Source organism: Streptomyces sp. RG80, assembly GCF_040446465.1.
In the GTDB taxonomy this organism is placed as follows: Bacteria; Actinomycetota; Actinomycetes; order Streptomycetales; family Streptomycetaceae; genus Streptomyces.
This window is the reverse complement of record NZ_JBEAAJ010000014.1, coordinates 164,966-177,486: the sequence shown is the minus strand read 5'-3', so window position 1 is coordinate 177,486 and position 12,521 is coordinate 164,966. Positions and strand designations below refer to the sequence as shown.

The window sequence follows — 12,521 nt, the reverse complement described above, 5'->3', positions numbered from 1 at the left end:
GTACGCTGTGTCGCCGACGATGCGTCAGCACGACCGGTCAACTGGACAGCGGCACACGAGGAATGGGGCGGGCAACGGCGATGATGGGACCAGCACACTCACTGTCGGGGGCCGCCGCCTGGCTCGGCGTCGGAGCGGCGGCGGCCGCCGCCGGGCACACCATGCCCTGGCCCGTTCTGCTGGCCGGCGCCCTGATCTGCGCCGGTGCCGCGCTCGCCCCCGACCTCGACCACAAGGCGGCCACGATCTCGCGGGCCTTCGGCCCCATCTCACGGGGCCTGTGCGAGATCGTCGACAAGCTCTCGTACGCCGTCTACAAGGCCACCAAGAAGCAGGGCGACCCGCGCCGCTCCGGCGGCCACCGCACACTCACCCACACCTGGCTGTGGGCGGTGATGATCGGCGCCGGTGCCTCGGTCATGGCGATCACCGGTGGGCGGTGGGCGGTCCTGGCGCTCCTCTTCGTGCACATGGTGCTGGCCATCGAGGGACTGCTGTGGCGGGCCACCCGTGGCTCCAGCGCCGACGTCCTGGTCTGGCTGCTGGCCGCGACCAGCGCGTGGATCATCGCCGGGGTCCTGGACAAGCCGGGCAACGGCTCGGACTGGCTGTTCACCGCGCCGGGCCAGGAGTACCTGTGGCTGGGCCTGCCGATCGTGCTGGGCGCGCTGGTCCACGACATCGGGGACGCGCTGACGGTCTCCGGCTGCCCGATCCTGTGGCCCATCCCGGTGGGCCGCAAGCGCTGGTACCCGATCGGGCCGCCCAAGCCCATGCGGTTCCGGGCGGGCAGCTGGGTCGAGCTCAAGGTGCTGATGCCGGCGTTCATGCTGCTGGGCGGGGTGGGCTGCGCGGCGGCGCTCAACTTCATCTGAGGTCGGGGCCGGGCGAGCGTGACCGGAGTGGCACCCCGGCCCGGCTCAGCCGACGCTCACCCCTCGGCGCCCTGCCCCGCGCCGCCTCCGTACCGGCGCTCGAACTGCGCGACGCGTCCCTCCGCGTCCACCGTGCGGGCCTTGCCGGTGTAGAAGGGGTGGCTCTCCGAGGAGATCTCCACGTCCACGACGGGGTAGGTCTCCCCGTCGTCCCACTCGATGGTCTGGTCGCTCGTGGCGGTGGACCGGGTGAGGAAGGCGTAACCGGCGGCGCGGTCCCGGAAGACGACCTCGCGGTAGTCGGGGTGCTTGTCCTGCTGCATACGTGCTCCTTGTACGGCGTCGGCGACGGGGCCGACGGCACCGGGACGGTCGGGTCAGCCGGACAGGGCGTCCTCGTCGACGATGTGCATCGCGGCCTCCTCGGCCGACGCCGCCGCACCGTCGATGCCCACGTCCGTGGCGATCAGCGCGCTCTCCTCGTCCTCGTGGGCGCCCTCGTCGGGGGCGACGAGCCGGCCGGAGCGGACGGCGCCGACCTCGTTGTCCAGGAGTTCGCCGTCGGTGCCGTCGCAGTCGCCGAGGCCGTCACCGTCGGGTACGGGGGCGTCCGGCAGCTCCTCGGCGAGCCGCTCGTCCAGGGTCTCGCGGTCGGTCGCCGTCACACCGGTGTGCTCGACCGCCCAGGGCCGCTCGGGAGGAGACCAGCCCCGGTCGAGGGGGTCACCGACACCGTCGTTGTCCAGGGTGTCCTCCGCGTCGAGCAGGCCCGCGTCGTCCTGTACCTCCGACCCGTCGGGCTGGTAGACGTCGTCTCCCCATCCGTCGGCGCTGTTCACGGATACCTCCAGGTGGTGGGGCCGGGCCCGTGGCCACCGCGGCCGCCCGCGGTGCGAGCACAGGCTGCGTCCGGCGCGAAGCACGTGGCTTCCGGACGCTCCCCGAACCGGTGCCGTTCTCCAGCCTTCCACCCCCTTTCGGCACCGCGCAACGGCACGGAGCGGGAACGGGGCCCACAGTGGTGGGCCGGAGGCACGACATGCCTGGTCGGCGGACGGCACCGGGCGGCCAGGACGGCAGGGCCGACCGGGACCGAGGGGCTCATCGTGGCGCCGGGCAGCCAGGACGGCCCGGATGGAGAGGGGCGCGCCTCGCCGCACCGGCGGCCGGACCCGGCGCCACGAGGAAGCCACGGTGCCCGAACCACCCCGGCCCGTCGGGCGGGCGGGCGGACGACGACTACGGCATACCTACGCACCGGGCGGACGGGTGCCGCCGTGCCCGTACATCGACATCAGGTCCGGACCGCGACATCCACGCACGGCCCACATCCCGAACGACCGGAAGCCGCCGTACCGAGGCACGTGCGGCTCCCGATCGGACAGGGTGGCGTCACCCGTGCCATGACCTCCACAGCGCCGCGTACGCCCCGTCCGCCGCCACCAGCTCGTCATGGCTGCCCAGCTCGCTGATGCGGCCGTTCTCCACGACGGCGATGACGTCCGCGTCGTGGGCGGTGTGCAGACGGTGGGCGATGGCGACGACCGTGCGGCCGTCGAGGACGCGGGCCAGGGACCGCTCCAGGTGCCGGGCCGCGCGCGGGTCGAGCAGGGACGTCGCCTCGTCGAGGACCAGCGTGTGCGGGTCGGCCAGCACCAGGCGGGCCAGCGCGATCTGCTGGGCCTGCGCCGGGGTGAGCGCGAACCCGCCCGAGCCGACCTCCGTCTCCAGACCCTCGTCGAGCGCCCGGGCCCAGCCGTCCGCGTCGACCGCGCCCAGCGCCGCCCACAGCTCCGCGTCGACGGCATCGGTGCGGGCGAGGAGCAGGTTGTCGCGGAGCGAACCCACGAAGACGTGGTGCTCCTGGTTCACCAGTGCCACGTGGGAGCGGACCCGCTCGGCCGGCATCCGGGACAGTTCCGCGCCGCCCAGGGTGATCCGGCCGTCCCGGGGCGCGTAGATCCCGGCGAGCAGCCTGCCCAGGGTGGACTTGCCCGCCCCGGACGGGCCGACCAGCGCCAGCCGGGTGCCGGGGGCGACCTCCAGGGACACCTTGCGCAGTACGTCCACGCCCTCGAGATAGCCGAAGTGCACCCGGTCCGCGTGCACATGGCGTCCGTCGGGGTCGACCGAGGCGTCCCCGGCGTCCGGTTCGACGTCCCGGACGCCCACCAGACGGGCCAGCGACACCTGGGCGACCTGAAGCTCGTCGTACCAGCGCAGGATCAGCCCGACCGGGTCGACGAGCATCTGCGCGATCAGCGCACCGGTCGTCAGCTGACCGACGTCGATCCAGCCCTGGAGGACGAACACACCGCCGACCATCAGCACCGAGGAGAGGATCAGCACGTGGGTGACGTTGATGAACGGGAAGAGCACCGACCGCAGATAGAGCGTGTAGTTCTCCCAGGCGGTCCACTCCTTGATCCGCCGTTCCGACAGCTCGACCCGGCGCCGGCCGAGGCGCTGGGCCTCGACGGTGCGCCCGGCGTCCACGGTCTCGGCGAGCGCGGCGGCGACGGCCGCGTAGCCGGCGGCCTCCGAGCGGTAGGCGGAGGGAGCGCGCTTGAAGTACCAGCGGCACCCGATCACCAGCACCGGGAGGGCGAGCAGTACGGCGGCGGCCAGCGGGGGAGCGGTGACGACGAGTCCGCCCAGCAGCAGGACCACCCACACCACGCCGATCGACAGCTGGGGCACGGCCTCGCGCATCGCGTTGGCCAGCCGGTCGATGTCGGTCGTGATGCGGGACAGCAGGTCACCCGTGCCGGCCCGCTCCAGGACGCCCGGCGGCAGACCGACCGACCGCACGAGGAAGTCCTCGCGCAGGTCGGCCAGCATCCGCTCGCCGAGCATCGCGCCGCGCAGCCGCACCTGCCGTACGAACACGGCCTGTACGGCGAGTGCGAGCACGAACAGCCCGGCGGTCAGCTCCAGATGAAGCTCGCGTGCTTCCTCCGAGACCCGCTCCACCAGTCCGCCGAGCAGCCACGGGCCCACCATCGACGCCAGCACGGAGACCGTGTTGACGGCGACGAGGAGCAGGAAGGCACGGCGGTGCCGACGGAACAGCTCCGCCACATAGGTGCGTACGGTCGAGGCGCTCCCGACGGGCAGGGTGTTCGCCGTCGTCGGGGCCGCCGGGTCGTACGCCGGTGGCGCCACGCCGATCATGCCGTCTCCTCGATCTCTTCCAGTGCGTTGAGTGAGTCCAGTGGGTCCACTGAGCCCGGTGCGCCCTTCGGGGCGGCTTCGTCCTCGGTCTCGCGGGTCACGACCGCGCGGTACCGGGGTTCCTTGTGCACGAGCTCGCGGTGCACGCCGACCGCCACGACCTCGTCCTCGTGGACCAGCAGCACCCGGTCCGCGCGGTCCAGGAGCAGCGGTGACGAGGTGAAGACCACGGTCGTGCGGCCGGACCGCAGATTCCGTACGCCCTCGGCGATCCGGGCCTCGGTGTGCGAGTCGACGGCCGAGGTCGGCTCGTCCAGGACCAGCACCTCCGGGTCCGTGATCAGGGACCGGGCCAGCGCGAGCCGTTGGCGCTGGCCGCCCGACAGGGAGCGCCCGCGTTCGGTGATCCGGGCGTCCATCGGGTCCTCGACGTCGAGCGAGCCCTGCACGAGCGCGGCCAGGACGTCCGCGCACTGCGCGGCGTCGAGCGCGTCCGCCGGGTCGACCTCGCCCGAGGCGGGCACGTCGAGGAGTTCGCGCAGCGTGCCGGAGAGCAGGACCGGGTCCTTGTCCTGGACGAGGACGACGGTCCGTGCGACGGAGAGCGGCAGGTCGTCCAGCCGCACCCCGCCCAGCAGCACGGACGAGCCTTCGTCGGCCGGGTGGCCGCCCAGCCGCTCGGCCAGCTGCCCCGCCGCGTCCGGGTCGCCGCACACCACGGCGGTGAGCCGGCCGGAGGGGGCGAGCAGCCCGGTCGCGGGGTCGTACAGGTCACCGGACGGCAGACCATCGGACGGTAGGTCGCCGGAAGTCAGGTCACCCGACAGTGGCCCGTCGGCACCGATCGCCGACACCCGGGTACCGGTGGCGGCCGGTTCCCCGGCATCGGTGGCCGACCCCTTGGTGTCACCGGCCGGCCCCTGGGGGTCGGCGTTGCGCTCCAGAGACAGCACCCGCGCCGCCCGGCGGGCCGACGGCCGTGAGAAGGAGTACGCCATGGCGATCTCCTCGAAGTGCCGCAGCGGATAGGTGAGGATCATGACCGAGCTGTAGGTGGCGACGAGCTCGCCGACGGTGATCCGGCCCTCGCGAGCCAGGTTCACGCCGTGCCACACGACCGCGATCAGCAGCAGCCCCGGCAGCAGCACCTGGATCGCGGAGATCAGGGACCACATCCGGGCACTGCGCACGGCCGCGTGACGTACCTCCTGCGAGGCGCGGCGGTAGCGGTCGAGGAAGAGCTCCTCGCCGCCGATGCCGCGCAGCACGCGCAGTCCGGCGACCGTGTCCGAGGCCAGCTCGGTGGCCCGGCCCGCCTTCTCGCGCTGGAAGTCGGCGCGCCGGGTGGCGCGGGGCAGCAGCGGCAGCACGGCGATCGCCAGCACGGGCAGGCCGACCGCGACGACGACCCCGAGGGCCGGCTGGTAGACGAGGAGGCCCACGGCGACGATCACGATGGTGAGCGCGGCGGCGGTGAACCGGGAGATCGCCTCGACGAACCAGCCGATCTTCTCGATGTCGCCGGTGGAGACGGCCACGACCTCACCGGCCGAGACCCGCCGGGTCAGCGCCGAGCCCAGCGCGGCCGTCTTGCGGGCCAGCAACTGCTGGACGCGGGCGGCGGCGGTGATCCAGTTGGTGATGGCGGTGCGGTGCAGGAAGGTGTCGCCGAGAGCGCTGCCCGCGCAGCAGAGGGCCAGCAGCCCGCCCGCTTGGGCGAGCCGGGCACCGGAGCGGTCGACGACGGCCTGCACGGCGAGGCCCACACAGAACGGCAGGGCGGAGATGGAGACGAAGTGCAGCAGTCCCCAGGACAGGGACTTGAGCTGTCCGCCCAGTTGATTCCGGAAGAGCCACCACAGGAATCTGGGACCCGAGCGCGCGTCCGGCACACCCGGGTCGGGATAGGGAAGGTCTTGAATCTGCATGACGGATGACGTCCCAGTGGCTCGTGTCAGGGGGGTGGAGGGACCGCGGACGGCGGTAGCAAACCGTGAAAGGTTCGCGTCATTGAGTGGTCGGAGGCAAACGGTTTTACGGGCTGCGGATGCGACCATGGCGAGGTGCGGAGAGATGTACGACGTGTGGTGATCTGCGGAGTCCTGCTGGCAGTCCTGTCCGCCTGCGCAGGCCCCCAGAACTCCCAGAACCGTCCGGTGAGCCGGGCACCGAGAGCCACGACGAGCGCCTCCGCCCCAGTCCCGGAAACCCCCGCCCCGGACGCCGCCGACCGCGCGCCGCACCGGATCCCCGACGTCGGCGACCGCCTGCAACGCCGAATCCCCGCCGACTCCCGCCAGGTCGTCGCGGTCTACGGCCACGGCAAGGACGCGCCCGACTCCACGGTCGTCCTCTACTCCAGGTCCCAGTACGGCTCCACCTGGAACCGCGTCCGCGCCTGGCCCGCCCACAACGGCAAGCGGGGCTGGACCACGGACCACCACGAGGGCGACAAACGCAGCCCGGTCGGTGTGTTCACGCTCACCGACGCGGGCGGGGTCCTCGCCGACCCCGGCGCCGAGCTCCCCTACACGCGATCCGCCTCCTTCGCGGCCCCGCGCTGGTGGCCCAGGTCCCACTGGCACGACTTCGACCACGTCATCGCCATCGACTACAACCGCGTCAAGGGCACCCCGCCGAACGACCCCACCCGTCCCGAGGGCGCGGCCAAGGGCGGGAGCATCTGGCTGCACATGGACCACGGAAGCGGTACGTCCGCCTGCGTCAGTCTGTCCAGAACGGCGATGGAGTACCTGCTGCGCACGCTCGACCCGGACCGCCATCCTGTGGTGGTGATGGGGGACAGGGCCGACCTGGCGAGCTAGCACTCACGGGGGAGGCCTCATTGCGGAGAGCGCCCAACTCGCCGTAGAACACCGGCCATGAAGAGACGGATCATCATGTCCATGCTCGCCGGAGCGACCCTCTTGGCGAGCACCCTCCTCGGGGCGACCCCCGCGCAATCGGCCGACGTGCCCGCCGAGTTCGGCTCCGACTGGCACGACCCCGTCACCGCGGCCCCGCCTGTCGCCAGACCGTCCGGCAAGTCCTGCGAAGTCACCGTCGCCGAGGCGAAGTTCCGTGACTTCACGCCGTACCGGGGCACGTACACACCCCCCGAGGGCTGTGGCGACAGCTGGAGCAAGGTGGTGCTGCGGATGGACGGGAAAGTGAAGGGCCGCCAGTACGACCGGCTCGGCTATCTGCACGTCGGCGGGGTCGAGATCTTCCGTACGTCGACCCCGCAGCCGTCGCCCGACGGGATCGAGTGGTCGGTGGAGAAGGACGTCACGCGCTACAGCGACACCCTCCGCGACGGCCACGACGTCGAGATGCTCATCGGCAATGTCGTCGACGACACCTACACCGGCATCATCGACGTCAAGGTCACGCTGACGTTCTACGCGGGCCGACCCGACGCCCACAAGACCCCCGACCAGGTCCTCACCCCCACCGACGGCACCCTCACCACCCCGCGCAACAGCGAACGCATCGTCGCCGAGGTGTACGCCACCGGCTCGGGCGGCGGCTGCGAGGAGTACTGGTACCTGACGGTCCCCGACGAGGCGCCGTACTCCTGCAAGGCGGCCGGCGGCCCCTACCGGGAAGTGCAGATCAAGGTCGACGGTCAACTCGCCGGAATCGCCGCGCCGTTCCCGCACGTGTGGACCGGCGGCTGGTCGAACCCCTTCCTCTGGTACGTCGTTCCCGGACCGCGCGCCTTCGACGTCAAGCCGATCGAATACGACCTGACGCCGTTCGCCGGGCTCCTCAACGACGGTCGCCCGCACCGGCTCGAAGTCTCCGTGGTCGGCGTCCCCGAGGGGCAGAGCGGCTGGAGCGCCCCCGTGAACGTCCTCGTCTGGCAGGACGCGCAGCGCGCGCACGTCGCCGGCAAGCTCACCGCGCACACCGTCGGGGACCTCGCCAACTCCTCGACGTACACGCCCGGTTCGGAACACCGTCTGGACACGGAGGGTGCGCACCGGCTCACCGTCGCCGGATACGTCGACACCTCGCACGGCCGGGTCACCACCACCGTCCGGCGGTCCCTGACCAACACCTCCACGCACCGCTGGACCGACGGCGAGAACTTCGACGCGCTCGAAGCGACCTGGACGGACGGCGAGTCGGTCACCGTCGACGGACGGGGACCTGCCCGCACGACGCGTACGCACCGGACGTACACGATGGACGGCACCACCACGCTCGGCGCGGACGACCGGCTGCGTACCGTGCTGACCCTCGGTGACCGGGCCGCCGTCGTCGCCACCCGCGACGGACACCGGACCGCGTGGTCGCGGCTCGACGACACCTACACCGGCGACGCCACCTGGACCGTGAACGTCCCGCGCGACCAGCGGCACGCGGTCGGCACGACGAGCGAGCGCTACCGGCTGTACGGCTCGGACGGTTGCCACGACCGGACCCTGACCAGCGTCCAGGGGGTGCTGACGGAGGATCGCGAAGGCTGCTGAAGCAGTTGTGTGCGATGCGTCACTCGGGGAGTGATTTACGCGGCTGAAACACAGTGGTCTTGCGGGAGATCGACGGCGCCTTCAAAGTGATCGCCACGGAAGCCGCTTTCCGTATCGCAGAAGTCTCCGACGTCCCCTTGAGGCCTCTGTGTACCGACGTCCCCCCAAGGAGTGCCCGTGCCGCCGTCCGTCCCGTCCCTGCCGCGACGCGTCGCACGCATACTGCGTACCTCACTCTTCGCCCAGGTCGCCGTAGCGCTGGTCCTCGGCATCGTGGTCGGAAAGCTCTGGCCCGACTTCGCCTCCGATCTCCAGCCGCTCGGCGACGGCTTCACCCGCCTCATCAAGACGATCATCTCGCCGCTCGTGTTCTGTGTGGTCGTCGTCGGTATCGCCAAGGCCGGTGACCTCAAGGCCTTCGGGCGGATCGGGCTGAAGGCCCTGATCTGGTTCGAGGTCGCCAGCACGCTGGCGCTGATCATCGGCCTCCTCGCCGCCAACGTCGTCCAGCCCGGCTCGGGGATGAACGTCGACCCGTCGACGCTGAACAGCGCGGCGGTCGACGCGAAGACCGGCGGCGGCTCGCTGCCCTCGACGACCGAGTTCATCGTCAACGCGATCCCCACCAGTTTCATCGGCGCCTTCGCCGAGAACGAGCTCCTCCAGGTGCTCATCCTGGCCTGTCTGGTGGGTGCCGCGCTGCTCCACCTCGGCCACACCAAGGTGCCGAAGGTGCTGCCCGCCATCGAGCAGGCCCAGGAGATCATCTTCGCGGTCGTCGGCTTCATCATGCGCCTCGCCCCGCTCGCGGTGTTCGGCGCGATGGCGGTCCTGATCGGCCAGTACGGCCTCGGCGTCATCGAGACCTACGCCAAGCTGATCATCCTGTGCTACGCGGCCGCGGCGCTCTTCATCGGCCTCCTCGCCGTCGCCCTGAAGACGGTCACCGGGCTCAGCCTCTGGAAGTTCCTGCGCTACATCCGCGAGGAGATGCTGCTCGCCCTCGGCACCGCGTCCACCGAGTCCGTCATGCCGCGCGTCATGCAGAAGCTGCGCAGGGCCGGCGCCCGCGACGACGCCGTGGGCCTGGTGCTGCCGACCGGGTACTCCTTCAACCTCGACGGCGCCTCGCTCTACCTGTCCATCGGCACGCTGTTCATCGCCCAGGCCGTGGGCGTCGACCTCAGCCTCGGCCAGCAGATCACCGTCGTCCTGGTGCTGATGCTGACCAGCAAGGGTATGGCGGGCATCCCCGGCTCGGCGTTCCTCGCCCTGTCCGCGACCGCCTCCTCGCTGGGCGCGATCCCCGCCGGCGCCGTCGCCCTGCTGCTCGGCGTGGACCGCATCATGGACTCGATGCGCGTGGTCACCAACCTGCTCGGCAACTGTGTCGCCGTGTTCGCGGTGTCCCGCTGGGAAGGTGCGCTGGACCTGGACAAGGCGAAGAGGGTGCTGGCCGCGGGGAAGGCCGACCCCGAGCCCGAGCAGGAAGAGGTCGGGGAGCCGATCGGCGCCGTACCGGCCCAGAAGGCCAAGGAGACGGCTTCCGAAGCCAGTTGACGGCGACTGCACCAAAAAAGAGGGCCGCGGCGACCAGCCGCGGCCCTTCTTTCATGCCCTCAGCAGCGCTTCCCCGGCTCCGGCACCGCCCCGTCCACCAGCGTGTCCAGCAACCCGCCCAGCACTTCGCGCTGCTCCTCGGTCAGCGGCGCCAGGATCTCCGCCGCGGCCGAGCGCCGAGCGCCCCGCAGCTCGCGCAGCGCCTTGTGCCCGTCGTCCGTGAGCTCTATCCGGATCACCCGCCGGTTCGTCGGATCCGGCACCCGTCGCACCTTGCCGCTCGCCTCGAGACCGTCGACGAGCGAGGTCACCGCGCGCGGCACCACTTCCAGCCGCTCGGCGAGGTCCGCCATGCGCGGCGGCGAGCCGTAGTGCGCGAGGGTGCGCAGCAGCCGGGACTGGGCCGGAGTGACGCCCAGTCCGCTCTGCTCGATGTGCCGCTTCTGGATGCGGTGCACACGCCGCGTGAACCGGAGCAGCTGCTCGGCGAGCGGGCCGTCGGGATCGGGGGTGGTCATGCGGGAACAATATCAGGACCATGTGCATTGTGAGCATAGGTAACAATGAGCTAAGGTCCCCGAGTCCGCATCGACGAACCTCCCGAAGGAGCCCATGCACCCCGACAACGACACCAGATGGACACCGTCCGGCGACTCCGAGGAGCAGCCGCGGCAGGTGCGACGCATCCTGAAGCTCTTCCGCCCGTACCGCAGCCGGCTCGCCGTGGTCGGCCTCCTGGTCGGCGCCGCCTCGCTGGTCTCGGTCGCCACGCCCTTCCTGCTGAAGGAGACGCTGGACGTCGCGATCCCCGAGGGCCGCACCGGTCTGCTCAGCCTGCTGGCGCTCGGCATGATCCTCAGCGCCGTACTGACCAGCGTCTTCGGCGTTCTCCAGACCCTCATCTCCACGACGGTCGGCCAGCGCGTCATGCACGATCTGCGCACCGCCGTCTACGACCGCCTCCAGCGGATGTCGCTCGCGTTCTTCACGCGCACCCGCACCGGCGAGGTCCAGTCCCGTATCGCCAACGACATCGGCGGCATGCAGGCCACCGTCACCTCCACCGCCACCTCGCTGGTCTCCAACGCCACCAGTGTCGTCGCCACGATCGTCGCGATGATCGCTCTCGACTGGCGTCTGACGGTCGTCTCCCTGCTTCTGCTGCCGGTGTTCGTGTGGATCAGCCGCCGCGTCGGCAACGAACGCAAGAAGATCACCACCCAGCGCCAGAAGCAGATGGCCGCGATGGCCGCCACGGTCACCGAGTCGCTCTCGGTCAGCGGCATCCTGCTCGGCCGCACGATGGGCCGCTCCGACTCCCTCACCCAGTCCTTCTCGGACGAGTCCGAGCGTCTGGTGGACCTCGAGGTGCGCTCGAACATGGTCGGGCGCTGGCGCATGGCCGTGATCACGATCGTCATGGCCGCCATGCCCGCCGTCATCTACTGGACCGCCGGCCTCGCCCTCCAGACGGGCGGCCCGGAGGTCTCCATCGGCACGATCGTCGCCTTCGTCTCGCTCCAGCAGGGCCTGTTCCGCCCGGCCGTCAGCCTCCTCGGCACCGGCGTCCAGATCCAGGCCTCGCTCGCGCTGTTCCAGCGCATCTTCGAGTACCTCGACCTGCCGATAGACATCACCGAGCGCGAGCACCCGGTCCACCTCGACCACATCAAGGGTGAACTCCGCTTCGAGGACGTCGAGTTCGGATACGACGGCGACGACGGCAAGGGCGGCCTCATCCTCGACGGCATCGACCTCACCGTCCCCGCGGGCGGCAGCCTCGCGGTCGTCGGCCCGACCGGAGCCGGCAAGTCGACGCTCGGCCACCTGGTCCCGCGGCTGTACGACGTGACCGGCGGCCGCGTCACCCTCGACGGCGTCGACGTGCGCGACCTGGACTTCGACACGCTCGCCCGCGCGGTGGGCGTCGTCTCCCAGGAGACGTACCTCTTCCACGCCTCGGTCGCCGAGAACCTGCGCTTCGCCAAGCCCGACGCCACCGACGAGGAACTCCACGCGGCGGCGCGCGCGGCCCAGATCCACGAGCACATCGCCGGTCTGCCCGACGGGTACGACACGGTCGTCGGCGAGCGCGGCCACCGCTTCTCCGGCGGCGAGAAACAGCGCCTGGCCATCGCCCGTACGATCCTGCGTGACCCGCCGGTCCTCATCCTCGACGAGGCCACCAGCGCCCTGGACACCCGTACCGAGGCGGCCGTCCAGGAAGCCATCGACTCCCTGTCCGCGAACCGCACCACGGTGACCATCGCGCACCGTCTCTCCACCGTCCGCGGCGCCGACCAGATCGTGGTCCTGGACTCCGGGAGCGTGGCCGAGCGCGGTACGCACGAGGAGCTGCTGGAGAAGGACGGACGGTACGCGGCCCTCGTACGCCGGGATGCTCAACTGGAACCGACAAGCTGAAAATATGCCG

The 12,521-nt window shown here is 71.2% G+C and carries 10 protein-coding genes; 5 read left to right on the top strand and 5 right to left on the bottom strand.

Annotated elements, in window-relative coordinates; all coding sequences use genetic code 11:
• The first annotated feature begins 80 nt into the window (after positions 1 to 80).
• Positions 81 to 875 carry a metal-dependent hydrolase gene (locus tag ABKA17_RS40280; protein ID WP_353697370.1) on the top strand — a complete coding sequence of 265 codons (795 nt, stop codon included), beginning with the start codon at positions 81 to 83 and terminating at the stop codon, positions 873 to 875.
• Positions 876 to 931: 56 nt separating this feature from the next.
• Here the strand turns inward: ABKA17_RS40280 and ABKA17_RS40275 are convergent, their stop codons facing one another.
• The 4 genes from ABKA17_RS40275 to ABKA17_RS40260 all read right to left on the bottom strand — a co-directional run bounded on the left by ABKA17_RS40275 (position 932) and on the right by ABKA17_RS40260 (position 5,977).
• Positions 932 to 1,198 (bottom strand): type B 50S ribosomal protein L31, encoded by a 267-nt coding sequence (locus ABKA17_RS40275; protein WP_353697369.1) that lies wholly within the window; start codon positions 1,196 to 1,198, stop codon positions 932 to 934.
• A gap of 54 nt (positions 1,199 to 1,252) precedes the next feature.
• On the bottom strand, positions 1,253 to 1,714 hold the full coding sequence (locus ABKA17_RS40270) for a DUF5709 domain-containing protein (protein ID WP_353697368.1): 462 nt from the start codon (positions 1,712 to 1,714) through the stop codon (positions 1,253 to 1,255).
• 553 nt (positions 1,715 to 2,267) lie between these two features.
• Complete coding sequence (locus ABKA17_RS40265; RefSeq protein ID WP_353697367.1) at positions 2,268 to 4,049, bottom strand: ABC transporter ATP-binding protein; 1,782 nt, start codon at positions 4,047 to 4,049, stop codon at positions 2,268 to 2,270.
• Positions 4,046 to 5,977, bottom strand: a complete 1,932-nt coding sequence (locus ABKA17_RS40260) for an ABC transporter ATP-binding protein (protein WP_353697366.1) — start codon at positions 5,975 to 5,977, stop codon at positions 4,046 to 4,048. Before ABKA17_RS40260 ends, ABKA17_RS40265 begins: the two co-directional genes overlap by 4 nt.
• Before the next feature lie 135 nt (positions 5,978 to 6,112).
• Here ABKA17_RS40260 and ABKA17_RS40255 point away from each other — a divergent pair, with 135 nt between their 5' ends.
• The 3 genes from ABKA17_RS40255 (at position 6,113) to ABKA17_RS40245 (ending at position 10,087) form a co-directional block, all read left to right on the top strand.
• Complete coding sequence (locus ABKA17_RS40255; protein WP_353697365.1) at positions 6,113 to 6,874, top strand: L,D-transpeptidase family protein; 762 nt, start codon at positions 6,113 to 6,115, stop codon at positions 6,872 to 6,874.
• A 57-nt stretch (positions 6,875 to 6,931) separates the two neighbouring features.
• A complete protein-coding gene (locus ABKA17_RS40250) occupies positions 6,932 to 8,527 on the top strand; it encodes a peptide-N4-asparagine amidase (RefSeq protein WP_353697364.1) in 1,596 nt (531 codons plus the stop codon).
• A gap of 177 nt (positions 8,528 to 8,704) precedes the next feature.
• Positions 8,705 to 10,087, top strand: a complete 1,383-nt coding sequence (locus ABKA17_RS40245; protein ID WP_353697363.1) for a cation:dicarboxylate symporter family transporter — start codon at positions 8,705 to 8,707, stop codon at positions 10,085 to 10,087.
• Positions 10,088 to 10,146: 59 nt separating this feature from the next.
• Here ABKA17_RS40245 and ABKA17_RS40240 read toward each other — a convergent pair whose 3' ends face one another.
• Positions 10,147 to 10,605 carry a MarR family winged helix-turn-helix transcriptional regulator gene (locus ABKA17_RS40240; protein WP_353697362.1) on the bottom strand — a complete coding sequence of 153 codons (459 nt, stop codon included), beginning with the start codon at positions 10,603 to 10,605 and terminating at the stop codon, positions 10,147 to 10,149.
• Positions 10,606 to 10,699: 94 nt separating this feature from the next.
• Between ABKA17_RS40240 and ABKA17_RS40235 the strand changes: the two genes are divergently transcribed.
• Entirely contained in the window at positions 10,700 to 12,511 is a 1,812-nt protein-coding gene (locus ABKA17_RS40235; RefSeq protein WP_353697361.1) for an ABC transporter ATP-binding protein, read from the top strand.
• Positions 12,512 to 12,521: the final 10 nt, after the last annotated feature.

Excerpts from the sequence above, each read along its gene's own strand:
- ABKA17_RS40280 (WP_353697370.1), top strand. The coding sequence starts at position 81 with ATGATGGGACCAGCACACTCACTGTCGGGGGCCGCCGCCTGGCTCGGC.
- ABKA17_RS40275 (WP_353697369.1), bottom strand. The coding sequence starts at position 1,198 with ATGCAGCAGGACAAGCACCCCGACTACCGCGAGGTCGTCTTCCGGGAC.
- ABKA17_RS40265 (WP_353697367.1), bottom strand. The coding sequence starts at position 4,049 with ATGATCGGCGTGGCGCCACCGGCGTACGACCCGGCGGCCCCGACGACG.
- ABKA17_RS40260 (WP_353697366.1), bottom strand. The coding sequence starts at position 5,977 with ATGCAGATTCAAGACCTTCCCTATCCCGACCCGGGTGTGCCGGACGCG.
- ABKA17_RS40250 (WP_353697364.1), top strand. The coding sequence starts at position 6,932 with ATGAAGAGACGGATCATCATGTCCATGCTCGCCGGAGCGACCCTCTTG.
- ABKA17_RS40240 (WP_353697362.1), bottom strand. The coding sequence starts at position 10,605 with ATGACCACCCCCGATCCCGACGGCCCGCTCGCCGAGCAGCTGCTCCGG.
- ABKA17_RS40235 (WP_353697361.1), top strand. The coding sequence starts at position 10,700 with ATGCACCCCGACAACGACACCAGATGGACACCGTCCGGCGACTCCGAG.